This window comes from Sporosarcina sp. FSL W8-0480 (assembly GCF_037963765.1).
In the GTDB taxonomy this organism is placed as follows: Bacteria; Bacillota; Bacilli; order Bacillales_A; family Planococcaceae; genus Sporosarcina.
The window spans coordinates 1,472,837-1,496,401 of sequence record NZ_CP150166.1; the positions used below are offsets into that span (position 1 = coordinate 1,472,837).

21 protein-coding genes are annotated in these 23,565 nt (G+C 41.1%); 12 read left to right on the forward strand and 9 right to left on the reverse strand.

The genetic code is table 11. The annotated features are described in order from the left end of the window. The first annotated feature begins 62 nt into the window (after nucleotides 1–62). Together NSQ43_RS07660 and NSQ43_RS07665 are read left to right on the forward strand one after the other, a co-directional pair. Nucleotides 63–1,208 (forward strand): metallophosphoesterase, encoded by a 1,146-nt coding sequence (locus NSQ43_RS07660; protein ID WP_339254456.1) that lies wholly within the window; start codon nucleotides 63–65, stop codon nucleotides 1,206–1,208. 96 nt (nucleotides 1,209–1,304) lie between these two features. Next, nucleotides 1,305–3,110 (forward strand): S9 family peptidase, encoded by a 1,806-nt coding sequence (locus tag NSQ43_RS07665; protein ID WP_339254458.1) that lies wholly within the window; start codon nucleotides 1,305–1,307, stop codon nucleotides 3,108–3,110. 69 nt (nucleotides 3,111–3,179) lie between these two features. Here the strand turns inward: NSQ43_RS07665 and NSQ43_RS07670 are convergent, their stop codons facing one another. Continuing rightward, entirely contained in the window at nucleotides 3,180–3,758 is a 579-nt protein-coding gene (locus NSQ43_RS07670; protein ID WP_339254460.1) for a hypothetical protein, read from the reverse strand. A 129-nt stretch (nucleotides 3,759–3,887) separates the two neighbouring features. After that, complete coding sequence (locus tag NSQ43_RS07675; RefSeq protein ID WP_339254462.1) at nucleotides 3,888–4,922, reverse strand: NAD-dependent epimerase/dehydratase family protein; 1,035 nt, start codon at nucleotides 4,920–4,922, stop codon at nucleotides 3,888–3,890. A 159-nt stretch (nucleotides 4,923–5,081) separates the two neighbouring features. On the opposite strand from NSQ43_RS07675, the gene NSQ43_RS07680 reads away from it, so the two are divergent. Genes NSQ43_RS07680 through NSQ43_RS07690 form a run of 3 tightly spaced genes read left to right on the forward strand, consistent with a single transcriptional unit; the run spans nucleotide 5,082 to nucleotide 8,863 of the window. Then, nucleotides 5,082–6,629: a spore germination protein gene (locus NSQ43_RS07680; protein WP_339254464.1), complete on the forward strand. Its 1,548-nt coding sequence runs from the start codon at nucleotides 5,082–5,084 to the stop codon at nucleotides 6,627–6,629. Further along, nucleotides 6,630–7,742, forward strand: a complete 1,113-nt coding sequence (locus NSQ43_RS07685) for a GerAB/ArcD/ProY family transporter (RefSeq protein ID WP_339254466.1) — start codon at nucleotides 6,630–6,632, stop codon at nucleotides 7,740–7,742. Then, entirely contained in the window at nucleotides 7,739–8,863 is a 1,125-nt protein-coding gene (locus NSQ43_RS07690; RefSeq protein ID WP_339254468.1) for a Ger(x)C family spore germination protein, read from the forward strand. Before NSQ43_RS07685 ends, NSQ43_RS07690 begins: the two co-directional genes overlap by 4 nt. Nucleotides 8,864–9,583: 720 nt before the next feature. Here the strand turns inward: NSQ43_RS07690 and NSQ43_RS07695 are convergent. Continuing rightward, a complete protein-coding gene (locus NSQ43_RS07695; RefSeq protein ID WP_339254470.1) occupies nucleotides 9,584–9,778 on the reverse strand; it encodes a hypothetical protein in 195 nt (64 codons plus the stop codon). A 163-nt stretch (nucleotides 9,779–9,941) separates the two neighbouring features. Here NSQ43_RS07695 and NSQ43_RS07700 point away from each other — a divergent pair, with 163 nt between their 5' ends. Continuing rightward, nucleotides 9,942–11,018, forward strand: coding sequence for a PQQ-dependent sugar dehydrogenase (locus NSQ43_RS07700; protein WP_339254472.1), 1,077 nt, complete (start codon nucleotides 9,942–9,944; stop codon nucleotides 11,016–11,018). 45 nt (nucleotides 11,019–11,063) lie between these two features. Here the strand turns inward: NSQ43_RS07700 and NSQ43_RS07705 are convergent, their stop codons facing one another. From NSQ43_RS07705 to NSQ43_RS07715, 3 genes are all read right to left on the reverse strand, one after another. Next, entirely contained in the window at nucleotides 11,064–12,047 is a 984-nt protein-coding gene (locus NSQ43_RS07705) for a tRNA-dihydrouridine synthase (protein WP_339254473.1), read from the reverse strand. A gap of 387 nt (nucleotides 12,048–12,434) precedes the next feature. Then, on the reverse strand, nucleotides 12,435–13,190 hold the full coding sequence (locus tag NSQ43_RS07710) for an NRDE family protein (protein WP_339254474.1): 756 nt from the start codon (nucleotides 13,188–13,190) through the stop codon (nucleotides 12,435–12,437). A gap of 171 nt (nucleotides 13,191–13,361) precedes the next feature. Further along, the gene (locus tag NSQ43_RS07715; protein WP_339254476.1) at nucleotides 13,362–13,550 is read right to left on the reverse strand and encodes a hypothetical protein; all 189 of its coding nucleotides are present in this window, start codon (nucleotides 13,548–13,550) and stop codon (nucleotides 13,362–13,364) included. A 143-nt stretch (nucleotides 13,551–13,693) separates the two neighbouring features. Here NSQ43_RS07715 and NSQ43_RS07720 point away from each other — a divergent pair, with 143 nt between their 5' ends. The 4 genes from NSQ43_RS07720 to NSQ43_RS07735 all read left to right on the forward strand — a co-directional run bounded on the left by NSQ43_RS07720 (nucleotide 13,694) and on the right by NSQ43_RS07735 (nucleotide 17,916). After that, the gene (locus NSQ43_RS07720; protein ID WP_339254478.1) at nucleotides 13,694–14,992 is read left to right on the forward strand and encodes an NCS2 family permease; all 1,299 of its coding nucleotides are present in this window, start codon (nucleotides 13,694–13,696) and stop codon (nucleotides 14,990–14,992) included. Nucleotides 14,993–15,148: 156 nt separating this feature from the next. Further along, a complete protein-coding gene (locus NSQ43_RS07725; RefSeq protein ID WP_339254480.1) occupies nucleotides 15,149–15,535 on the forward strand; it encodes an OsmC family protein in 387 nt (128 codons plus the stop codon). Between the two features lie 232 nt (nucleotides 15,536–15,767). Further along, on the forward strand, nucleotides 15,768–17,024 hold the full coding sequence (locus tag NSQ43_RS07730) for a GNAT family N-acetyltransferase (RefSeq protein ID WP_339254482.1): 1,257 nt from the start codon (nucleotides 15,768–15,770) through the stop codon (nucleotides 17,022–17,024). Nucleotides 17,025–17,049: 25 nt separating this feature from the next. Continuing rightward, entirely contained in the window at nucleotides 17,050–17,916 is an 867-nt protein-coding gene (locus NSQ43_RS07735; protein ID WP_339254484.1) for a GNAT family N-acetyltransferase, read from the forward strand. Between the two features lie 48 nt (nucleotides 17,917–17,964). On the opposite strand, the gene NSQ43_RS07740 is transcribed toward NSQ43_RS07735, so the two are convergent. Together NSQ43_RS07740 and NSQ43_RS07745 are read right to left on the reverse strand one after the other, a co-directional pair. Beyond that, on the reverse strand, nucleotides 17,965–18,864 hold the full coding sequence (locus tag NSQ43_RS07740) for a TIGR01777 family oxidoreductase (RefSeq protein ID WP_339254486.1): 900 nt from the start codon (nucleotides 18,862–18,864) through the stop codon (nucleotides 17,965–17,967). A 354-nt stretch (nucleotides 18,865–19,218) separates the two neighbouring features. After that, on the reverse strand, nucleotides 19,219–19,860 hold the full coding sequence (locus NSQ43_RS07745; protein ID WP_339254488.1) for a hypothetical protein: 642 nt from the start codon (nucleotides 19,858–19,860) through the stop codon (nucleotides 19,219–19,221). Between the two features lie 409 nt (nucleotides 19,861–20,269). Here NSQ43_RS07745 and NSQ43_RS07750 point away from each other — a divergent pair, with 409 nt between their 5' ends. Further along, nucleotides 20,270–21,085 (forward strand): ZIP family metal transporter, encoded by an 816-nt coding sequence (locus NSQ43_RS07750; RefSeq protein ID WP_339254490.1) that lies wholly within the window; start codon nucleotides 20,270–20,272, stop codon nucleotides 21,083–21,085. 48 nt (nucleotides 21,086–21,133) lie between these two features. Here the strand turns inward: NSQ43_RS07750 and NSQ43_RS07755 are convergent, their stop codons facing one another. Next, the gene (locus tag NSQ43_RS07755; RefSeq protein ID WP_339254492.1) at nucleotides 21,134–21,820 is read right to left on the reverse strand and encodes a hypothetical protein; all 687 of its coding nucleotides are present in this window, start codon (nucleotides 21,818–21,820) and stop codon (nucleotides 21,134–21,136) included. Nucleotides 21,821–22,041: 221 nt separating this feature from the next. Here NSQ43_RS07755 and hutH point away from each other — a divergent pair, with 221 nt between their 5' ends. Further along, nucleotides 22,042–23,520, forward strand: a complete 1,479-nt coding sequence (hutH, locus tag NSQ43_RS07760; protein ID WP_339254494.1) for a histidine ammonia-lyase — start codon at nucleotides 22,042–22,044, stop codon at nucleotides 23,518–23,520. Nucleotides 23,521–23,565: the final 45 nt, after the last annotated feature.

A 23,565-nucleotide genomic window follows, 5' to 3' on the forward strand; every position in this document is an offset into this window, starting at 1 on the left:
TTGCCACATTGGTCGGTCTTTTTACGAAATTGGTGGTTAAAATACAAAAGGAGAGTTCTTTTATGGCTGGTGTGATTATCGCTTTTATCATTATTCTTTCTATCTATGGAAGTGCAAATTATTATATCGCAAGAAAAACCTATCATTGGCTTCGTTTGGTTTTTCCTACTATACATCCAAAACTTTACATAGGAATTTACATATTCATCGCTTCTTCAATCATACTCGCTTTTTTACCATTGCCTTCCGTCGTGAAAGGTGTATTGTCTTGGATTAGCGCTTATTGGATGGGGGTTTTTGTATACCTTCTTCTATTTATTGTGCTTGCTAATCTGATTTTATTAACAGGCAGGTTATTGAAATTAATTGCAAAACCAATCCCGCGAAACATCCATCTTTACGCAGGTTTAACTGTGTTTTTACTGACTACAATCGTCGTCAGCTATGGTATCTACAATGCAACCCAGATTAAAAATGTTTCTTACGATATTCAAATAAAAGGAGATCAATTACCAGAAGACATCCATATGGTCTTAATTAGTGATCTTCATCTTGGTGCCATCAATTCCGAAAAGCGTATTAAAAGCATTGTGGAAAATATAAATTCCCTTGAACCCGACATTGTTACGATAGCTGGTGATCTATTCAACGACGATTATAACGCGATAAAAAATCCGGAAAAAGCCATTGAATTACTGAAAAGCATTCAGACGAAGTATGGCGTATTTGCAAGCTTGGGAAACCATGATGGGGGAGAGACTTTTGATGAAATGGTACGCTTCCTTGAAAAGAGCAATATAACACTTCTGAATGATGAGCATGTGATCATCGATGACAAGTTAATATTGGTTGGACGGTTGGATCCATCGCCAATCGGAGGTTTCGGCGGGTTACAACGAAAAGATATCATAGAAATTTTAGCGCCGATAGAAGATATAGACCTTCCTATTGTCGTCATGGATCATACTCCTTCCAAACTTGAACTATATGAGGAAGATATTGATTTATTGCTTGCTGGACATACACATAGGGGACAACTATTTCCGGGCAGCTTAATCACAAATGCAATTTTCGAAGTGGATTACGGACATTATCAAAAGAGCGCAACCAGTCCGCACGTTATCGTAACATCTGGCGTCGGGACATGGGGGATGCCGATGCGAGTCGGAACGAATAATGAAATTGTAAGTATCAATTTGCGTAGATGATTAAATGTATAACGTGGACAAGAATTTGTTTTAGTATTCCAAATAGATTAATATATTGATAGGGTGTTGTTTAAAAAAGGGAAAAGGGGCGAAGAAATGATCAGTGTAAAGAAAAAGTATTCTATTGAACAATTCATCAGTTGTGAAAGTTTAGTTGGGGTATCAATATCGCCAGATGACGACAAGATCTTAGTTGGAAGTGATCGTTCGGGTGTTTATAATACGTATGCGATTTCCCGAACAGGAAACGATGTTGAGCAATTAACACACTCACATGATAATTACATGATACCGGTTGGTTATTTTCCGGATGGACGCAGCTTTATGTTCAGAAGTGATCAAGGTGGGAATGAAATAACACATCTGTATATGCAATCTGAAGATGGGTCGAGGATCGATCTTACTTTAGGCAAAGAAGAGAAAGCGGAGTTTCACCGTTGGAGTCGGGATGATAAGCATTTCTTTTATCAATCCAATGTTAGGGATCCACGATTTATGGATTTATATGAGATGGATATTGAAACGCAAAAACCAAATCTATTGTTTAAAAATGAAGATGGCTATTATGTTTCGGCGATTTCACATGATAAAAAATATATTGCCTTACACAAGCCGCGGACATCGAATGATTCGGATATGTTCATCTACACAGTTGAGGATGGTGTGAAACATTTATCCGCTCATGAGGGTGATGTTCAATATCAACCAGTCGCATTTGACTTGGATTCAACTCATTTATATTATTTGACGGATGAAGACCATGAGTTTCTATACTTAAAACGACTTTGCCTCTCGTCAGGGAACAGCGAAGTTGTCGCGAAGGAAAATTGGGATATCTTAACTGCCCGTTTTTCACCTAATCATAAATACCTTTACTATTATGTAAATAATGACGGGAAAATCGATGTGAAATTGATCGAGTCGGAAACAGGGGAGTATGTTGAAATAGCAAATTTTCCGGAGGGGCAAATTAGCGGCTTATCAATTTCAAAAAGCGAACGGTATATGGCGTTTTTAGTAAACCGCTCAACAGCGCCTGCAAATCTATATGTGTACGATTTTGAAGAAAAGGAATTAAGTTGCTTAACAAATACACTAAATCCTGAGATTGACGAGAACGACCTTGTGAATGCGAAAGTTGTTCATTACCCTTCATTCGACGGACTTGAAATCCCTGCCATTTATTATGAGCCTCATCTTGAAGATGGTGAAAAAGCACCTGCACTCATTTGGGTGCATGGTGGTCCAGGTGGCCAGTCGACAGTCGATTTCAGCCCGATGATCCAGTATTTGGTGAATCACGGATATGCGGTCCTTGCTGTGAACAACCGTGGAAGCTCCGGCTATGGAAAAACGTTTTTCAAGGCTGCTGATTTAAAGCATGGTGAAGTTGACTTGGCTGATTGTATTGAAGGGAAGAAGTTCTTAATTGGGACAGGACGGATCGATGAAAACCGGATTGGGATTATCGGGGGAAGTTACGGCGGCTTTATGACACTCGCTGCCCTCGCATTCCAACCTGAGTCGTTTGAAGTCGGAGTAAATATATTCGGGGTCTCGAACTGGGAGCGAACGCTAAAGAGCATTCCGCCATGGTGGGAAGCGATGCGTGAATTGTTATACAAGAAAATCGGCGATCCTTATACACAGACCGAGTATATCCGCAGCATCTCGCCTTTGTTCCATGCCGAGAAAATTAACAAGCCGTTAATGGTCCTGCAAGGTGCAAACGATCCTCGAGTGTTGCAAGTCGAGTCTGATGATATTGTCGAAAAGGTAAAAGAAAATGGTGTTCCTGTCGAGTACATCATTTTTGAAGATGAAGGACATGGCTTTACAAAACGTGAAAACCAAATTAAAGGCTACCGAGCCATCCGCGAATTTTTGGATACGTATTTGTAAATAGCAAAACTCCAGTGCGATTATACTGCACTGGAGTTTTCTTGTTAAGGTACCTGTGCGGCACACTATTCAGTCAATTACCTCTACATTGATTATCGTTTTTGTTTGCTCCAAATATGTGAATCGGTAAATTTCTCCTTTGTATATCTTGTAATTCCTCTGATGGAGTGTCAATTGGCCCGCGTCGGTGTCAATCAATACGATCCTTGATGGAAGTCTGCCCCTATAAACATCCGTAACGAAAAGCTCTTTTACTTGCCATTCTTGATTAGAATAACTCTGCATATCCTTTATCGATTTATTCGTTTCATTGACGCTGAAAATCAGGATAAACCCAGTGATTATCAAGGTGAATATCCCACCAATAGCAAATTTGATAACCGAAGATCTTTTGATATTCATAGGGTTTTTAATGACGATCACAAAGAAGAGATATAGGAAAAACGAACATAGTGTCAGAGCAGCGGCATACAAGAGGGATGTGCCGATAAAGTCGAGAACGAATAATTTGTAGAGATCATTTACAATCCTTTTCGATGTGACTACAATAGATCCTGTTAGCGCAAAAATTGCGCAGATGATTAAAAAGCGGAATATTATTTTTAACCGTTTTTCTTTTTGGTCATTCTGTAATGATGGTTTTCTCATGAACCTTAACCTCCCATTCACTATTCAACTTAGCACGGTGATGTACCAATAAATTGATTAAATAGGTTAATGGTGAGTACGAATGGGTTGGGTTAAAGTTTCATAAGAACTGATTTCATTCACATATACTTATTTACCCGCCGGTTGCCAAGCCTCAAGCAGTTCCTGTTCCCGTTCCCGCGAAATTCCAGCTTTCCAATCATCGTCCTGTCTTGCCTGCACGCATTGATAAATATCGGAAATTGTATCTTCAAGAGGTCGGAAGGAAAGTGCATCCTCGACAGCTTTCTCTATACTGATAAATGAACTGCCTTTCCACGGTTCAGATGCGCCTCCTAAAGCGAAATCCTCAGGAATCCATAAAGGCATTTCCGTCCATGGTTGCACCTTTTGTTCCAACATGAATTTTTCATCGGCCCATACGAATTCGGCATTACTTTTAGTGACGGCTTTGCATGTGTTCAAAAACTTTTCCATCGTTAATTCGTAACCCGGCCCTGTAACATTGAACGTTCCCGCTTTCCTGTTTTCTGCCATAGTTAACGCCCATGCTGCCATATCTTTTACATCAATGAATTGTACTGCACGATCCGGACGGCCCGGAACCAACACCGTTCCACCTTGGGCTACACGATGAACCCAGTAGGGGAGGCGGTCCGTATAGTCATAGGACCCGACTAACAACCCTGCCCGCACATTCAAAACTCGATTCGGCCAATGCTTTTCGGCTTCCACTTCACAAGCCACTTTCATCCCGCCGTAATATTCGTAAGGGGATACAGCTCCCTCTTCGATTTTCTTCAGAACATCTTCCGGAGGTATAGAATGTACATGATAATCCTCTGCAATATGAAGAGGAATCCAATCTGGATAAACAGAGATGCTTGAAATATACGTCAAATGCTCGACGTTATCTCCAAGTGCATCTGCGATTTTTTTTATTTGAAGCGGGGTCATCCCGCAAGTGTCCATAACGGCGTCCCATTTCCGATTTTCAAGTTGCGGCACATCGCCATTTCGATCTCCAGTCAGTTGCTCCACGTCAGGAAACACATCAGAATTGTTCCCGCGATTAAATAAAGTGACCTCATGCCCTCTTTTCAATGCCTCTTCCACCAACGCTCGACCTAAAAAACGGGTTCCTCCCAAAATAAGCACCTTCATACATAATCCCCCTAAGTATAGTAATGGCTTACTTTAGTATTATTTCGAGTTTCCATTGGTAAAACCCTTCCTCGATTAACCCTACCTGACAAAGATATGTTTAGATTGGCCTCCCGCAGTCAATTCTGTTAACAAAGATTGTTGTGGGGTGAGTGTATCGTGTTCAAAAAGAAACCCAAACCTATTTACATCAACAAACGGTTAACCGATAGCGAAACGAGTAATACAGGAGACGCAGTTGAGGCAGTGCCGACTGTTGGCGAAGATTTTATTCGGGCTATGGGTGATGCTGTTCATCACACATCTGATTTAGTTGTCAAACGGATACCTCCGAATCTGTCACTCATCTATATAGATAACATAGTGGATACTGACACATTAAATAATCATATCCTTCCCAAGCTGTTGAAGCAGACAAGTGAGTCTCCGGATACTATTGCATCGGTCGTGACTGTTCCACAATTAAAATTGGCTGAAAAAATGGGGGAAGTCGTACCGGCGATGATGGAAGGCAGTGTTCTTATTCATGTCGATGGGTACGCGAAAGTTGTAGCTGCGACAATTCCCTTGCCTGAAGATCGCCAACCATCATCCCCGGAAAATGAGTCTCAGGTAATCGGTGCGCAAGTGGCCTTTAATGAAAGTCTGTCAAGGAATGTTACTTTGATCCGAAGGTTTATCAAAAACCCGAATCTCTGTAGTGAAAAATTGAATGTCGGCGATCAATCGAATACATCGATTGCGATGCTATACATTAAAGGTGTCGCTTCCGAACAAAACGTAAATACGCTGAGACAAAGAATTACAGATCTTCAAACAGATTCTGTATTAGATAGCTCAATTCTTGAACAATTAATAGACGACAATTCGTTATCGATCTTCCCCCAAATGTTACTAACAGAAAGACCGGACAAGGTTTGCGGGGAACTATTGAATGGAAAAGTAACAGTCCTTGTGGATGGAAGTACACTTGCGATCATTTGTCCACTTTCATTTATTGAATACTTTCAAAGTCAGGAAGATCTAAATATACGATGGCAGATGGCTACGTTTCTCCGATTGTTAAGATTTACAGCGGTCGTAGTATCAGTTCTATTAACCCCTTTATATGTCGCGGCATTAACATTTCATTATGAAGTCATTCCACAAAGTCTCTTAGTCCCGCTGAGTGAATCAAGAGCTCTGGTTCCTTTCCCGCCTTTACTTGAAGCACTGCTTATCGAATTTATTATAGAGCTGCTTAGAGAAGCGGGAGTCAGGCTGCCGACAAAAGTTGGACAAACGATTGGTATTGTTGGAGGTATTGTCGTTGGAACTGCTGCTGTTCAAGCAGGAATAACGAGTAATATCTTAATCATCATTGTCGCTTTAGGGGCGTTATCCTCGTTCACTACGCCAAGTTATATGATGGGTAACGTCATCAGAATAATTCGCTTTCCATTAATACTGTTGGCAGGTCTTTGGGGATTTTACGGCATTATGTTGGGATTTTGTTTTATCCTTGTCCATCTTTTACGCCAGTCAAGTTTGGGTTCGCCATACATGGCACCTTTTTACCCTCCACGCCTAATTGATTGGCGGGATAGTCTTGTCAGATTACCTTTGCCATTTACATCTAACAGACCGTCAAACACGAGACCGGAGAATGTAAACAAATATGATTCTGAACCCGTTAATCCCGAGAAAAATGAACAGAAGGTGAAATGAGTGAAAAATCCGATTCACATTGGCCCAAGTGATACGGTCAATGCTTTTCTACTATTTTTCATCATTCATTCCTCACAGATAGGGATTGGGATACAAGGATTTCAACGGATTGTGTATCAGGACGCAAAACATGATGCGTGGATTTCTGTATTACTTGCAGGTCTTGCCACCAACATCATAGCAATCTTCATGCTCAAAACACTAGAAATTTACGGTTCAAGTGACTTATATGGTATTCATCAAGACATATTCGGCAGATGGATAGGGAACTTTTTTAATATCTCTTATATTTTGTATAGCTCGATCGCATTTTACGCTGTTTTAAGGAACTATATTGAAGTCGTCCAAGCATGGGTTTTTCCAAGCTTGGACATTTGGTTTCTTGCGGCTTCCTTACTGCTTATCGTCATTTATACGTTTACGGGCGGTGTGCGGGTAATTGTAGGCATTACTTTTTTTAGTGTCGTAATTGCGATCGGGCTTTTACCGATGTTAGGCTTTCCGATAAAGTACAGTGAGCCAAGAAATCTTCTCCCCATTTTAGAGGCTGATATAGGTGCAATCCTAAAGGGCATAAAAACGATGAGCTTCACGATTATTGGATTTGAAATACTTTATATAATTTATCCTTTTATAAAGGATAAAGAGAATGCAAAGAAACATGTTCATCTTGGATTATTCGCGACGACCTTCATTTACCTCTCTATCATGTTGGTAACCCTGATGTATTTCAGTGGGGAACAATTAACAAAGACGATATGGGCAACTTTGTCGTTATTTAGCATCATTAAGTTTCCGTTTATTGAACGATTTGAGTATATAGCGGTTTGTTTTTGGATGTTGATCATTTTACCGAATCTTTGTCTGTTTTTATGGGCTGCTTTTCGGGGTACGAGCCGCCTGATAAGCATAAGTTCAAAAAAGTTCGTCTGGATATTTTCGTTTATCATTTTACTTGTGAGTTTACCAATGAAAACTCGAATTCAAATAAATACTTTTAATGATTACTATAGCCGAATAGCGTTTTATATCGTATTTGTATATCCGATAATTTTATATTTATTTGCAACGGTGAAAAAGAAACTTAAATCACGTAAGGAGCAAATAGAATGAAGCAGTTTTGTTTTTTTATAGTCCTGTTAGTTGTCAGCCTTAGTATAGGCGGCTGTGCAGAAACTCAAATCCTTGAAGAAGTAGCGTTAACGACACTTGTGGGCTATGACTTAGGAAAAGAGGGAGGAGTGGAGACTACGGCCATTGTTCGTCAAGTGGGCACAGAATTGCAAAGCAATGTTGCAATCATTACCACTGAAAATGATACAAGCCAAGGTACACTTTCAAAAATCAATCGTAGAGCGCATGAGAAAGTAGTGTCGGGACAATTGAGGAGTGTGTTATTCGGTGATGAGTTTGCCAAGAAAGGAATTGGTTATTCTATTGACACCTCCTTAAAAAACCCCGCTATAAGTGAAGCCATACTTTTGGCAGTCGTCGAGGGTGAGACAAGACCGTTACTTGAATACGAATACCCAAATATTGATGAAATTGGCCAGCATGTTTACAAGCTGCTTGATCAAAACATTAAAAGTGAGCAAGTGGTTTCATCCACACTACATGAAGTGGCCTTCGATTATTATTCTACTGGAAGGGAAATCGCGCTACCCATTATAAAAAAAGATGACGAGTTGGTGAATATTACAGGAATCGCTTTGTTTATAAAGGATAAGATGGTCGGTAAACTTTCTGTGGGAGATAGTTTTTACGTGAAACTAAGTCGCGACGATTATCAAAATGGTATGTATGAGTTGAAAATTAGTGGTGAAGCATTGTCATCTTCTGTAGTGAAAGATCCTTCCAAAGAGATAAGTTTGGTCTTTGATCCGATTAAAACGAAAAAAAGAGTGAAGTTAGTTGACCCGAAAAAACCTGAATTCGACTTGTATATTTCAATTCAGTCAAGAATATTAGAAATAAAAGAAGACGTTAATATAGGAACTGCTGAAAATGTAGAAGAACTTGAAAAAGCAATTAGTAAGAAACTATCAAGTGAAATTTCACGGGTGATTGCTTATTGCCAAGAAATCGGTTCGGATGTTTTTGGGTATGGCGAAATTTACAGAAGCTCAGTACGAAATTCAAAACTTACAGAAGAAAAGTGGCGTGAATTGTATAAGGAAATGAAAGTGAACGTCCATATCGACTTTACAATGATCAGAAGCGGCGTATTTGAATAATCACTTGGTTTTTATACAAAAAGATACGATAACTATATTGTTTGTCCATTCCAGTTGACTCACTTATCCATATATTAGAGTAAGAGCTGGCCAGCTTATTATGCGATGAATGGAGTGAGAACATATGTGCTTTGACAACAACAGACGCAGAAGTGATGTGGATCTAATCTGTGAGTGCCGCAGAGTAAGATTTAATCGGGACAACAGGGTAGGAAATGAATTTGACCGTTCCAATGATTTTGGTCTGATGAACGATTTTAATCGCCGCAATGACTTTAATCGTAATAATGACTTTAGATGCCGATGCAGAGAGGTTAATAATCGCAGACGTAATTGCTGGTGGATGTAAAAAGTGATTGGTATAAAATAATGAAATAGAACAGGCTCTGTACATCAAAAAGATGTACAGGGCTTTTTTCATCGAAAAACAGTATACGGAATTGAAGTACTTTAAAAAAGGTTAGTGTATTCACAATTTACTATATTATGTGATTCACTTCACACCCTCTATCCAAACTTTATCCTATAGTTGAATTGGATTTGAAGGATTACTTTATAAAGACAATACGGTTGAATCAATAAAGTAGCCCCCACATGACAGAAAAATGTCAAATGGGGGCCGATCTATTTCAGTTCCATATTAATCGAAACATGGACCTAAAATTGTGCTGCCGAAAAGTTGTCCGGCTTGGAAGACGAAAACATCGATTTCTTTGAATGTCACGCCTTCTTGGAAAGTGAAGAACTGGTCGTAATCCAATGCCAATGTTGCACACACGGGATTATCGGCTGGCCAATCAAACTTCGCTGAAGTGTATGGCAAGTCGTCTGTTCCGGACGTCCTTCGATACATGTTACATCAAAAAAGACTGCAGGTGGCTGCAAATCCGGACAACATGGTAAAACTGTTCCCATAATTCTCACCTCCCTTCCTATTTCTAAGCGCTTATTCATACGAAGAAAGAGGTTTTGGACAAGAGTCTTAGACTACAAAAATTGTTTTCGGCACGGAGCGTGGCTTTACAATAAAAAGGATATAATATAACTAAATAGTGGAAGGCAAACGGGGAGGTTACAAATGAAGACAAACGTAGTCACATTTATATTGGCCACAATCTTGCTCGTTGGGTGCTCTTCAAATAAACTACAACATTCGATAGACAATCATCAACGTGCTCAAAAAGTGCAAGGGAATGTAGGAGTGGAAGTGGTTGCCGGAGACCTAAATGTTCCTTGGTCGATAGAAATCATTGATAATACATTCTATATAACGGAGAGACCAGGAAGCATTGTGAAAATAGAAAATGGAGATGTGGAACAGCAAAGTCTAAAACTTAAAAAAGAACTTGCAACAGCCGCGGAAGCAGGGCTTTTAGGATTTGTCCTATCTCCAGATTTTACGGAGTCGAATGAAGCTTTTGCTTATTATACGTACGAAGATCATACAGGGCAATTTAACCGGATTGTAACACTTCGACTGAAAGACAATGTTTGGACGGAAGAACATTTACTTCTTGATAAAATCCCAAGTGGTTCCTACCATCACGGAGGAAGAATTAAAATTGGGCCTGATGGAAAACTTTATGCAACGACAGGTGATGCTTCCCAACGTGAAATTGCACAAGATAGAAAATCATTAGGTGGGAAAATTTTAAGATTGAATCTTGATGGATCCATTCCAACTGATAACCCATTTTCCGATTCCTATATCTATAGTTATGGGCACCGAAATCCTCAAGGAATTACTTGGTTGTTAGACGGAACGCTATATGCAAGCGAACATGGTAACAGTGCAAATGATGAAATTAATCGAATTGAGGCGGGTCAAAATTACGGGTGGCCGATTATTGAAGGTACTGAAGGGAGAGAAGGGATGGTTTCACCACTTTTCACTTCTGGTGCCGAATCCACTTGGGCACCATCGGGGATGGATAATTTTAATGGGAAATTGTATGTTGCGGCTTTGAGAGGGACAGCAGTTTTGGAATTTGACCTAAAAACAAGTGAGCACCGTAAGATTGTAACCGATCTCGGTAGAATTCGAGATGTGCGGGTTAAGGATAACTATCTTTATTTTATTACCAATAACCGGGACGGGCGCGGAAATCCTAAGAGAAATGATGATAAGCTATACAGAATTTCACTGCCACAATAATAAAAGAGGTTGGAAAATGACAACATTTCCAACCTTTTTTTATAATCAATTCAAATCCAATTCCTTTTCCATTACTTCTTTCACCATGCGTCGAACTTCATCTGTCGTTTTCGTATTCATCAATTCATTTCTCAACTCAGCTGCGCCTCTGAATCCGCGAATATAGATTTTGAAGAAGCGAAGGAGCGGCTTAAACGGACGTGGTTCTTCTTCAGTTGAATATTTGTCGTGCAAGTCCAATTGTAATAGAAGTAAATCGAGATACTCTTTCACGCTATGTTCTCTTGGCTCTTTTTCGAAAGCGAATGGATTCGTGAAGACGCCACGACCGATCATGACACCGTCAACCCCGTATTTCTCCACTAATTTTAGCCCTGTTGCGCGGTCAGGAATATCGCCGTTGATTGTCAACAATGTGTTTGGTGCAACTTCATCACGCAACTTTTTAATTTCAGGAATCAGCTCCCAGTGGGCATCCACTTTGCTCATTTCTTTTCTTGTGCGAAGGTGAATGGACAGGTTTGCAATATCTTGCTCGAATATATGACGTAACCAATCCCGCCACTCGTCAATTTCAATGTAGCCAAGTCTTGTCTTGACACTTACTGGTAATCCACCTGCTTTTGCGGCTTGAATGATTTCAGCGGCGACTTCTGGGCGGCGGATTAATCCAGCACCTTTTCCGTTTGCTGCAACGTTTTGTACCGGGCATCCCATGTTAAGATCGATGCCACGGAAACCAAGTTTTTTCATGTCAATGCTCATCTGTCTGAAATACTCAGGTTTATCGCCCCAAATATGAGCGACAATCGGCTGTTCGTCCTCAGTGAACATCAAACGACCACGTACGCTTTCTCTTCCGTTCGGATGGCAATAGCTTTCTGTGTTTGTGAATTCCGTGAAATAGACGTCAGGTGGTGCTGCTTCGGCGATGACGTGACGAAACACGACATCGGTCACATCTTCCATCGGTGCTAATATGAAAAATGGCTTCGGTAATTCAAGCCAAAAATTATCTTCGTTACTCATTTTGTATCCTCCTGTTGCATGAAAAATCCTTTGCTCATCAAATAGTATCATTTTTTATAGGCGAATGCACTGCTACATTCCTAAAACTTATACCGCGCAATCTACTTTTTTATCCGAAGGTCAACTCTTTCGCCGTTAGGGTCCATTCTATCGCTGTCAAGGTCCATTCTTTCTCCCAAGAGCCCATTCTTTCGCCGTCAAGGTCCATTCTTTCTCCCAAAGGTCCATTCTTTCGCTGTCAAGGTCCATTCTTTCTCCCAAGAGCCCATTCTTTCGCTGTCAAGGTCCATTCTTTCTCCCAAGGGTCCATTCTTTCGCCGTCAAGGTCCATTCTTTCTCCCAAGAGCCCATTCTTTCACCACGAGGGTCCATTCTCATGCTCTCAAATTATAAATTAAATACACGGTCTTCCATGAATTCTCCGTCACGATACGTCCGTTCCACGAAAGTGATGTTATTTTCATGATCGATAAGCAAAACTGTCGATGAGCGGGTGCCATACCCTTCCGATTTGATGAATAGGGGAGATAAAATCCGTTCCAGTTGTTCACCGACTCCAGTATTCGGAAGTTGTTCGTCAGGAAACGGTTCGGCATCCTGAAGTAAATCAAACAGCTCATTAGGATGAATTTCACGGTTTTGTTCTACAATGTTCCGAAGGTCTGCTTTCCCTTTTACGACTTTCGGCCATGGTGTATCGAGAAAATGATTGCATAACCCATGTGTCCCGGGTATGATCTTCTTCACCTCATTTTCGACATTCGAGTAATAAAACAACTCCTCCGCAGTACCAGCAATCACGTTGAAACCCGCATACTCCGAACGCTTCTTTTGTAAACAATCCAGGAACTCGGTGGCAGTCTTATCGGATTCGAGAAAATTAGTCACGATTTCACCGCGAGACCGAACGTCCTTCCCCTGTTCGGAAGGATTCCTGTAATTGGTTAATGCAGCAAATCGTCCATTTTTTGTAATGCCAAGCCATGTTCCTTTTTGTGATAAATCCCTGCCTGCCAATAAATACGGCTTGTCCTCCCAAAAATGGGCCGGGGCAGTAGGGCGCTCATAAAACTCATCCCGGTTCGCCGCCACGATCAATCGGTAAATCGGATGGTCTTGGACATGAAAATTAATCAAACACACGACAACATCACTTCTCCATTTCTCCTAAATGAATAAAAAGTCTTTAACCGTATTATCATCTATTGATACTAAAGATTCACTAATTTTAACTATATCTTACGTAGAAAATAAGGGAAGGAATAAAAAAGAAAGTCGACGAAACACTTGTTGTCGACTTTCATAATAATTATATCAATATTTCCCTAATAGTCCTTTCAAACCCTTATAGATGAGGAATAGGGAGAATAGTAATATTGCTACTATGCCAATTATGTCAGTGATTGGCTCTATACCCGCTAAAAAGGTACCAGTTAAAGGAACCCTGACCAATGTAAATGCAGCCAATATACTAGCCAACATTAATAAAATCATTCTATCCATATAGTTTACCCTCCTTTCATTATAGTATATGAATACGATTCAAGCGGAACTCCACTACTTAAATAAAACACTTGCTAATTCTTATAAAAACGAATAATATATGATTTGTATTACACAATGTTCGTCTTTGGAGGAGTTTCTCTTTGTTTAAATTACAAGAAAACAATACAACTGTTAAAACAGAAGTCCTTGCAGGCTTCACGACCTTCTTTACGATGGTCTATATAGTGATTGTCAATCCGATCATCTTAAAAGATGCAGGCGTACCTTTTGACCAAGTGTTCACAGCAACGATTATCGCGACTGTCATCGGGACTTTATGGATGGCACTTGCAGCAAACTATCCGATTGCGATTGCGCCAGGGATGGGAATGAATGCGTATTTCGCCTATTCTGTCGTCGGTACAAATGGGATTACGTATGAAACAGCATTCGCCGCAGTTTTTGTCGCTGGATTAATCTTCGTGATTTTGTCTCTGACATCTTTCCGTAAAGTGCTAATTGAAGCCATTCCGGATAACTTGAAACATGGAATTACGGCGGGGATTGGCTTGTTTATCGCCTTCATCGGGATGAGACAAGCTGGAATGATCGTGTCCCATCCATCGAACCTGGTTGCTCTTGGCGATCTTCATTCGCCAACTGTCCTTTTTGCTTTGCTTGGACTTACTGTAACACTCATTTTGATGGCTTTAAGGGTGCACGGGGCATTGTTCTTAGGCATGATCATTACGGCAGCCGTCGCCTTTTTCACAGGACATCTTTCGTTCGATCAAGGCTTCGTCCAAATGCCGTCCCTTCCGGAAGGGCTTATCATTTCGAATCCGTTCACTGCCTTCACGGATGTATGGCAACATATGCTGTTCCCGGTCGTCTTTTCATTCCTTATGGTGACGATTTTTGACACAACTGGAACGATGGTCGGCGTTGCTCAGCAAGCAGGGTTGATGAAGAATAATAAAATGCCAAGAGCGCGCCAAGCACTACTTGCGGACTCCGTTGCAGCTACTGCTGGTTCTATGTTCGGAACGACACCAACAAGTGCTTATATCGAATCATCTGCAGGTGTTGCTGCAGGAGGGCGAACTGGTCTCACTACAGTGACTGTCGCAATTCTCTTCATCATTGCAGCATTTTTTGGACCTCTTGTTAGTACGGTTTCAGGTTTATCTTCAATTACAGCTCCTGCATTAATTATCGTAGGTAGCTTAATGATGGGTGCTATTGCGAAGATTAAGTGGGATGAAATCGATGAGGCTTTCCCTGCGTTCTTGATCATCTTAAGCATGCCTCTTACATCAAGTATTGCGACAGGGATCGCGTTAGGGTTCATTTCTTATCCGATTTTGAAGATAGTTACGGGGAAATGGCGTGTAGTCCATCCTCTTCTCTATGTGTTCGCAATATTATTCTTTTATCAATTGGCGTTTCTGCCACATTAAATAGGCGACCCCCGATTTTCATGGGGTTGCTTTTTTTAATCTAAAACAATTAGGCAGGGGAAGGGATCTGGAATCTTGCCTTACTTCCCTACGCATAATTCAGCAATTTAGGAAATAGTAATGGTGGATGCATTTATAATTTTGGAGGGAAAATAAATGATTACATTAAAAAAAACAAAAAATCGACCCCATGAAATAACAAATGAAAAAGGGGTTACAACAATTGCCGCAGCCTCTGACAATGAAGTGGAAGGCTACAGCCCAGTAGATTACATTACGAGTTCCGTTAGTATTTGCATGGGTTTAACGCTGGATGCGCTGATCAAGCGTGATGATTTACCTATAGACTCATATGTAATTAATGTGGATGCTACAAAAGCTGATGGAAGACCTTCACGCCTTGAAAAAATAGACGTAGAAATAATTTTCGGAACAGAATTAGATGGAAAAGTGAAAGAAAAACTAATTAAATCCGCCATCAGAGGATGCATGATAGGGAATACAATCGAAAATGGTGCCAAAGTGAACGTATCCGCAAAATAGTAAGCGAATTGTAAAGGTACCTGTGTGAAACACAATAGTGAATATTTAGCTGAAGTGTATAAAAGGAAAGTATAAATCCCGATGTAGCGATGACTTCGTAGCTGCATTGGGTTTTTTTACACTTCATTGAATTGTCATGAATGTGTCGTGCACGAGGTGCCTTTACGATTATGTGAACTACTTGTTTACTCCCATAATTCAAAGATTTATAATTTTGGGAGGGGGGATGTATGTGATTCGTTTATTAACTCAAAGTGATTTAGAGCAAGCGGCTTCTCTGATAGCGATGGCGTATCCGGGGATGCAAATATCGGGTGAGGAAGCTCAAAAAGGATTTATTGAAAGACTGACTATCGAAATTGAATCTGAAAATAACTTGAAGTACTACGGGTTGTTTAATGAACAGAATGAGCTGTTAGGTGTATACAAACTTCACGAACTTAAAGGGAATGTGAATGGAAAGATTGTACGGACTTGGGGAATTGGCACGGTGGCGGTTCACTTTTTCCATAAAAAAGAAGGAGTAGCTAAACGGTTGCTGCAACATTTTCACGAGCTTGCACGACATGAAAATGTCGGGATTGTATCGTTATACCCTTTTAACACTTCTTTTTATCAAAAGATGGGATACGGTTATGGACCAACCCGCTACCAATATAAATTGAGGCCTACAAGTTTTCCAAACAGTGGTGATAGAAAAAAAGTAGTTTTTTTGTCTCCGGCTGATGAGGAAAAGATTGTTGCTGTCTACAATGAATTTGCATCGATGCACCATGGAATGATGGAGCGGACTTGGCATGAACGAAATTTAATTAAGAAAAAAGGTTCACATTATGTCGGAGTGTATGAAGGGGAGGCGTTAGTTGGTGCACTTGCATATACGTTGCAGCCTGTGAAAGATAGTCATTTTCTTCACCATGATATGAATATCCTTGAATGGGTATGGACGAAGCCAAGTGCTTTCATGGATATGTGTACATGGATTCATTCCCAACAGGATCAAGTCGATCGTGTAATCGTTCGGACGCATGATGAATCACTCGTCTATCAACTTGATGATCCTCGAAACGATAGCAATCGACTGATTCCAAGTGTGTATCATGAAATCGGAACGGTTGGTACTGGAATCATGTATAGAATTAGCTCCATCGAGTCATTTGTAGAACAAATTAACTTTAATTCGTTGGATCGACCTGAAAATCCTACAACGATTTCTTTATATGTACATGATTCTTTTATGCCACAGCAGAATGGTAGCTACCAGTTAACATTCAGCGAAGGTTCTTGGAGTATAGTAAAATCATCCAATGCACCGGATGAAGTTGACCTTAGCATTGCGATTCCAGATTTGAGTTCCTATTGGATGGGCTGTGTCAGTCTTGAGAAATTAGTCCAGCATGGAAAGGTAAAAGTGAATAATTGGTCGGCAATGCAATTAGATCGATGGTTTCTGCCTACCAACAAACCTGTTTGCTTAACTTCTTTTTGATAAAAACAAAAAAGTGGGGGAATCCATGAACATTTCGTATAAGTTAATGTCTTCGTTAAGTTTTGAAGTAGCCCATGTTCTGTTTAATCGTGGGTTTGAAGGTTATTTAATGCCAATGAATTTATCTTTCGATGCATTCATAGGCCGTTTTGGAAATGATGGTTTGTCTCCAGCATTATCCGTCGTTGCATTTGACGGAGCGGAACCGATCGGATTTGTACTTCAAGGCATAAGGGAAGTGGATGGTCGGAAAATCTCTTGGAATGGGGGAACGGGCATCATTCCCGAATACCGCGGGAAGGGGCTCGGGTACCCATTGATGGAGGAAGCGGAAAAACGTCTAATGGAATGTGATGTTTCTTTAGCAACATTAGAGGCGCTTTCTGAAAATAAACCGGCAATCTCTTTGTATGAAAAATGTGGTTACAAAATTGAGGATGATTTACTCTTTTTGCGTGCAAACGGAGTGTTAACGGGTCGGTTGCCTGATCTTGAAGGCTATGAGTTGATAAGATTTTCAGCTGCACAAGCGATAGGATCAGATTTATTTTCAGGCATTGTGCCTTGGCAAACTGATGTAAGTGGAACGCCAAAATTAGGTGGGGAAGTTGTAGTGATTAAAAAGAATGGTGTTGTGCAGGCCGCTTGTTTGATTCGTAAAAAGTCTGTGTTTGGGAATGAGGCGGAAGGTATCACTTTATTTCAGGTGAATGAAAATGGGAATGAAGACGCTTGCACCAAACTCCTTGCTCACGCCTTGGAATATGACAAGCCAATCAATCGCTCAACTTATAATTTCTTAAAAGGGGATGGCCGTGTCGTTTCATCTTTGGTATCAAGCGGTTTTGAAAATACCCTAATATCGCAGGTTTTTATGACGAAGACTTTTTAGTACTAAAGACGAAGGGGGCTTTCCCCCTTCACAAATACATAGACAATGTCACGTCAATAAATCCCTCAAAGCTGATTCCAAATCCGGGAATTCATAATCAAAACCATTTTCCAATAACACTTTCGGTAATACCTTTTGCCCTTCAAGGACCAACTTACTCTTTTGCCCTAATGCCAATTTCATAGCGATAGATGGTGCAGGAATCCAATGTGGACGGCCTAATACACTGCCAATCGTCTTGCCAAAATCTTTCATTTTAGCTGGGGAAGGGGCAGTGACGTTCACTGGACCACGCAAACGATCATTTTCAACGGCGAATAAAATCGCGCGAACCACATCAACGACATGAACCCATGAAACCCACTGTTTACCCGATCCAACCGTGCCGCCCGCAAATAGTTTATATGGCAATGCCATGAGAGGCAGCGCGCCGCCATCATTTCCTAAAACAACTCCGAATCTCATGAAGACAGTACGTGCACCGAAATCCTCTGCGTGCCTTGCCTTTTCCTCCCAGTCACGAACCGTCCTGCCTAAAAAGTCATCCGGTGTGTCAGTCGAATCCTCGGTATACACAGCATTTAGAGATACAGGATAGATGCCAATTGCACTTGCGTTTATAAATACGGAAGGTTTCTGGGTCATTTCGGAAATGATCCTGAACAGTTCATCCGTCGCGACCATCCTACTGTCGTAAATCTCCTTTTGATGTTTCTCCGTCCATCTTCCATCATTTATTGAAACGCCAGCCAAATTAATGAACACATCGGCATTTTCGGTTTCCTTTTCAGGACTCGTATGGTCTTTTAGCCATTCGACATATGACAAATTCATAGAAGGTGGCCTTGCTTTCCTCGTTAAAACAACCACTTCATGGCCTTCCTGCAGGAATAGGTCTATTAATTTATTTCCAATAAACCCCGTCCCACCTGCAATAACAATTTTCAACGTTTCACCTCCCAGACTTGTTTTAGTTTGTATATTCAGTTTACCATTAATGCATGTTGTAAAGGTACCCATTTTGTAAAGGTACCTGTGCCACACACAATCGTGAATATTCACTGAAAATGTATAAAAATAAAAATGGAAACACTGTATAAACAATGTTTCCATTAATTAATATGAATTTTTATACATTGTAGTGAATTGTCATAAATGCGTCATGCACAGGTACCTTTACAAATCGAGTATAGGATAATTAAATACCCGATTTAGTGACATACATCACAAAAAGGGGGGTATTTTTGTACAAGGTTTGAACAAAAAAAGAGCCAACAAATTGGCTCCCTCAAACTGATGTATTTACAATGCAGGAAATGTAATCATCATTTCTCCATCATTGTTGATAACTTCAATAATTTGATCATCAAAAAGATACGGGGTGTCTTTCTCGTCTTGTGGTTTCACTTTTTCATAAATGTTTTTCACGGACAAAACAGGGAAAGTTACTGGAATGAAACGTCCTTTATGCAAGGTTTTCATATTGCCCATTAAAAATAATTCCTTGCTGGATGCCGCGAAACTTAAGTGGCCAACCTCTTTCTGCAGGCTTCCAGATACTAATTTAACATTTTGCAGTAATGAAATAATGCATAGAATAAGGTCGTTAATTACATCATGTGACAGCTTTTCCAAACCATGTTCGACGAATAATGAGTTGAACCCGTTTCGAATCTCTTTAAAAGTGAACATCGTTTCAATCTTTTTAGGTTTACCTTTTCCAAGATTATTAATGATCTCCTTACAGTCATCGAAAAAATCTTTGACATACCCCAAATTATTTTCCCTATGTACAATAAAATTCCCAAGCTCTTGCATCACTTTATTATCTTGTACATCATTTTTTACAAATAATAAAAAGCTTAAGACGTCCTTTTCGTCAAAGCGTCTTTCTGCAAATTGATTGTAATAGTAATCAAAGAGTTGTCTCTCTTTTTTATCCAAAATGCTTCACTCCTTAAAGATCATTCTAATGAAACGTTCATTTCTTAATCATACCATGGAACGTTTTAGAGAAATAATATTTAATGCGGTATTAACTTTTGAGACTTTGCCGCGGAGCGTACTGTGTTCTCGTTCTTGTACAATTAGTTCCCGTTTAGCCCTAAAGAGTTCTCGTTAACGTGAAAAGAGTTCTCATTCTCATCCAAATAGTTCTCATTAACGCGAAAAAAGTTCTCGTTCTCCCTCGAAGAGTTCTCCTTTAAGCCAAGGGAGTTCTCATTACCTCCCGAAGACTTCCTTTTCATACCAAAACAACATTCCATTTTTGAAATAAAATATTGAACAAGGGAAACTTCGAACATATAATAGCAATAATATAAAGAACCTAACAGAAATAAGGAGAATCATGATGATAGATTATTTTATAGGGCTTAGTCCAATCCAGCAGGCATTAATCGCCACTTTATTCACATGGGGAATGACGGCTATCGGTGCAGCGTTGGTGTTTACAACGAAGAAAGTGAATCAAAAATTCATGGACGCAATGTTAGGATTTGCAGGTGGTGTAATGATTGCCGCAAGTTTTTGGTCCTTGCTTTCACCATCTATTGAAATGGCAGAAAATGGCCCGTTCCCATCCTGGTTTCCTGCGGCCATCGGTTTTTTATTAGGTGGCCTGTTTCTATGGCTTGCGGATAAGATCATTCCGCATTTGCACCCAAGCTCTTCCATGAAAGATGCTGAAGGGATCAATCCTGCAGGAAGGAGACGTAGCACGCTCCTTGTCTTTGCAATTACACTTCATAATATACCCGAAGGGCTTGCAGTCGGAGTTGCCTTCGGTGCAGTGGCTGCTGGAATGCCATCTGCTACAATCGCTGCGGCAATCGCATTGGCAGTCGGTATTGGAATTCAAAACCTTCCGGAAGGGACTGCGGTATCCATGCCACTGCGCAGGGATGGTATGTCTCGGAGGAAAAGCTTTTTCTATGGACAGTTGTCAGGCGCGGTTGAACCTATTTCGGCTGTAATAGGCGTCTTAGCCGTCACAACGATGCAACCTTTACTTCCATTTGCACTGAGTTTTGCGGCTGGAGCGATGATTTTTGTCGTAGTCGAGGAGGTTATTCCAGGCTCTCAGGAAAATGGTAATAAAGATCTTGCTTCACTATGCTTGATGGTCGGTTTTGCTGTAATGATGATATTAGACGTAGCATTTGGATAATAACAGGAAAAAGGAATCCTTCGTTTGAAAGGATTCCTTTTTCTTTCATTAAAAACAAGTAAACTGATCGATACGATTTAGGTCAATTCCGAAGTATTCCCATCTTCTACGGCTCGGGCTCCAGCGGTATCCCGCGACTGAAGTACGGCCTACGAATGTTGGGTAATACCAGAAACCGTTTCTTCTTGACGTCCATACATACGTATATCTGAATAGGCATCCTCTAATTCCGCCTGGGTCAACCCTTAAGAGCGATGCACTTGGGTAAGCCGGCGTATGGCTCGGCGGTGGAGAAGTCGGTGCTTGCTGATGACCTCCACCTTGCCCAGGGAATCCGCCGCCCCCAGGGAATCCGCCGCCTCCAGGGAACCCGCCTCCGGGGAATCCGCCTCCAGGGAATCCACCTCCTCCAGGGAATCCGCCTCCAGGGAACCCGCCCCCAGGGAATCCTCCACCAGGGAATCCACCTCCAGGGAACCCGCCTCCAGGAAACCCGCCTCCAGGAAATCCACCACCGGGAAATCCAGGCATTGGCTGAAAAGCCGTGCTGTTTCCGTGACTCCATTCATGCCCGTACGGCATTCCCATCCCTTGCATTCCGCCCATTCCATAGTTAGGCATTCCTGCTCCAGGCATCCATCCGTCCATTCCATATCCGTTCATATTTTGTGCCCCCCCTGTATATCCTTCCGGTAATTTTGGATACCATAACTCATCTTCACGACTATTCGTCATTCGTTCTCTCCTTTCAAGCAGTTCCTCCTATCTTATGTAACAATGAAAGAAATGGGTTGGACTCTTGGGTATGAAAAATTTTTCGTATTTTGGTACGTCATCACGCTAAAACAACAGCACATTACCATAGAACAAATTTTCGTAAAAATCGACAAAGTCATTTACTTTTCGTGTACGATGAAAGTAGAAAGCGATTTCATTTAGACGGAAGGATGGTTGACATGATCGAATTAACAGGAGCTTCTCTTACTCTCGAACAAATGGAAGCAATTCTATATAAAAGGGAAAAAGTGGTATTAGATACTGGTGCATTGGAACGTGTGAAAAAGAGCAGGGAAGCGGTTGAAAGAATTGTAGAAAATGACAAAACTGTATATGGTATCAATACCGGTTTCGGCAAATTCAGCGATGTGAAGATTGATGAGAAGGACACGAAAGCATTGCAACTTCACCTGATTCGCTCACATGCGTGCGGGGTGGGGGAACCTTTTTCTGAAATAGTTTCCCGGGCAATGATCGTTTTACGTCTAAACGCGCTGATGAAAGGATTTTCTGGTATTCGTGTCGAAGTACTTGAGCGTTTTGTATTTATGGTAAATAATGGAATACACCCAGTTATCCCTCAACAAGGGTCACTTGGGGCTTCAGGGGATCTTGCCCCGTTATCTCACTTAGCTTTGGTCCTGTTAGGAGAAGGTTTCGTTTGGCAAGATGGCGCACAAATTCCTGCTGAATTAGTTTGGAAGGAATTAGGTATGGAGCCGATTATCCTTGAAGCAAAAGAGGGCCTCGCGTTGATTAACGGAACACAAGCAATGACTGCCCAAGGAGTAGTGAATTACTTGGAAGCGGAAAAACTTGCTTATGATAGCGAATGGATTGCAGCCATGACAATGGAAGCCCTGCATGGAATTACGGATGCCTTCCATCCTGCCATCCACGAAGCGCGGGGTTATAAGGAACAAGTCGATGTTGCCGCCCGCATCTTGAATTGGTTAGACGGAAGCGAGTTGACGACAACCCAAGGTGAAAAACGTATCCAGGACGCCTATTCCATCCGCTGTATCCCACAAGTACACGGTGCAAGTTGGCAAGTATTGTCCTATGTGAGAGAGAAATTGGAAATCGAAATGAATGCGGCAACGGACAATCCACTTATTTTTGAAGATGGTGAAGTCGTTGTATCTGGAGGGAACTTCCACGGCCAACCGATTGCATTCGCAATGGATTTCTTGAAAATCGGAATTGCTGAACTTGCGAACATTTCTGAGCGACGCATCGAGCGTCTTGTAAATCCACAATTAAATGAAGGATTGCCACCTTTCCTGAGCCCGCAACCGGGTTTGCAGTCAGGTGCCATGATTTTACAATATTCGGCAGCAAGCCTTGTTTCTGAAAATAAAACATTGGCACACCCGGCATCCGTCGATTCAATCCCATCTTCAGGCAACCAAGAAGATCACGTATCAATGGGGACTATCGGTTCAAGACATGCGGGGCAGATCATCAAGAATGCAAGAAACGTTCTTGCCATCGAGGCATTATGTGCCATCACCGGCTGTGTTTTCCGTGGTTTCGATAAAATGGCACCGAAAACTCGTGTTAAGCTGAATGAGCTCCTTGAAATCGTGGATCCGATTTATGAGGACCGGATTTTCGGACCGGATATTGAAAAAATCGCCAAGTATTTAAAAGCGTAAAAAAACATCATGTCTCCCGTCACCAAGGGCAGACATGATGTTTTT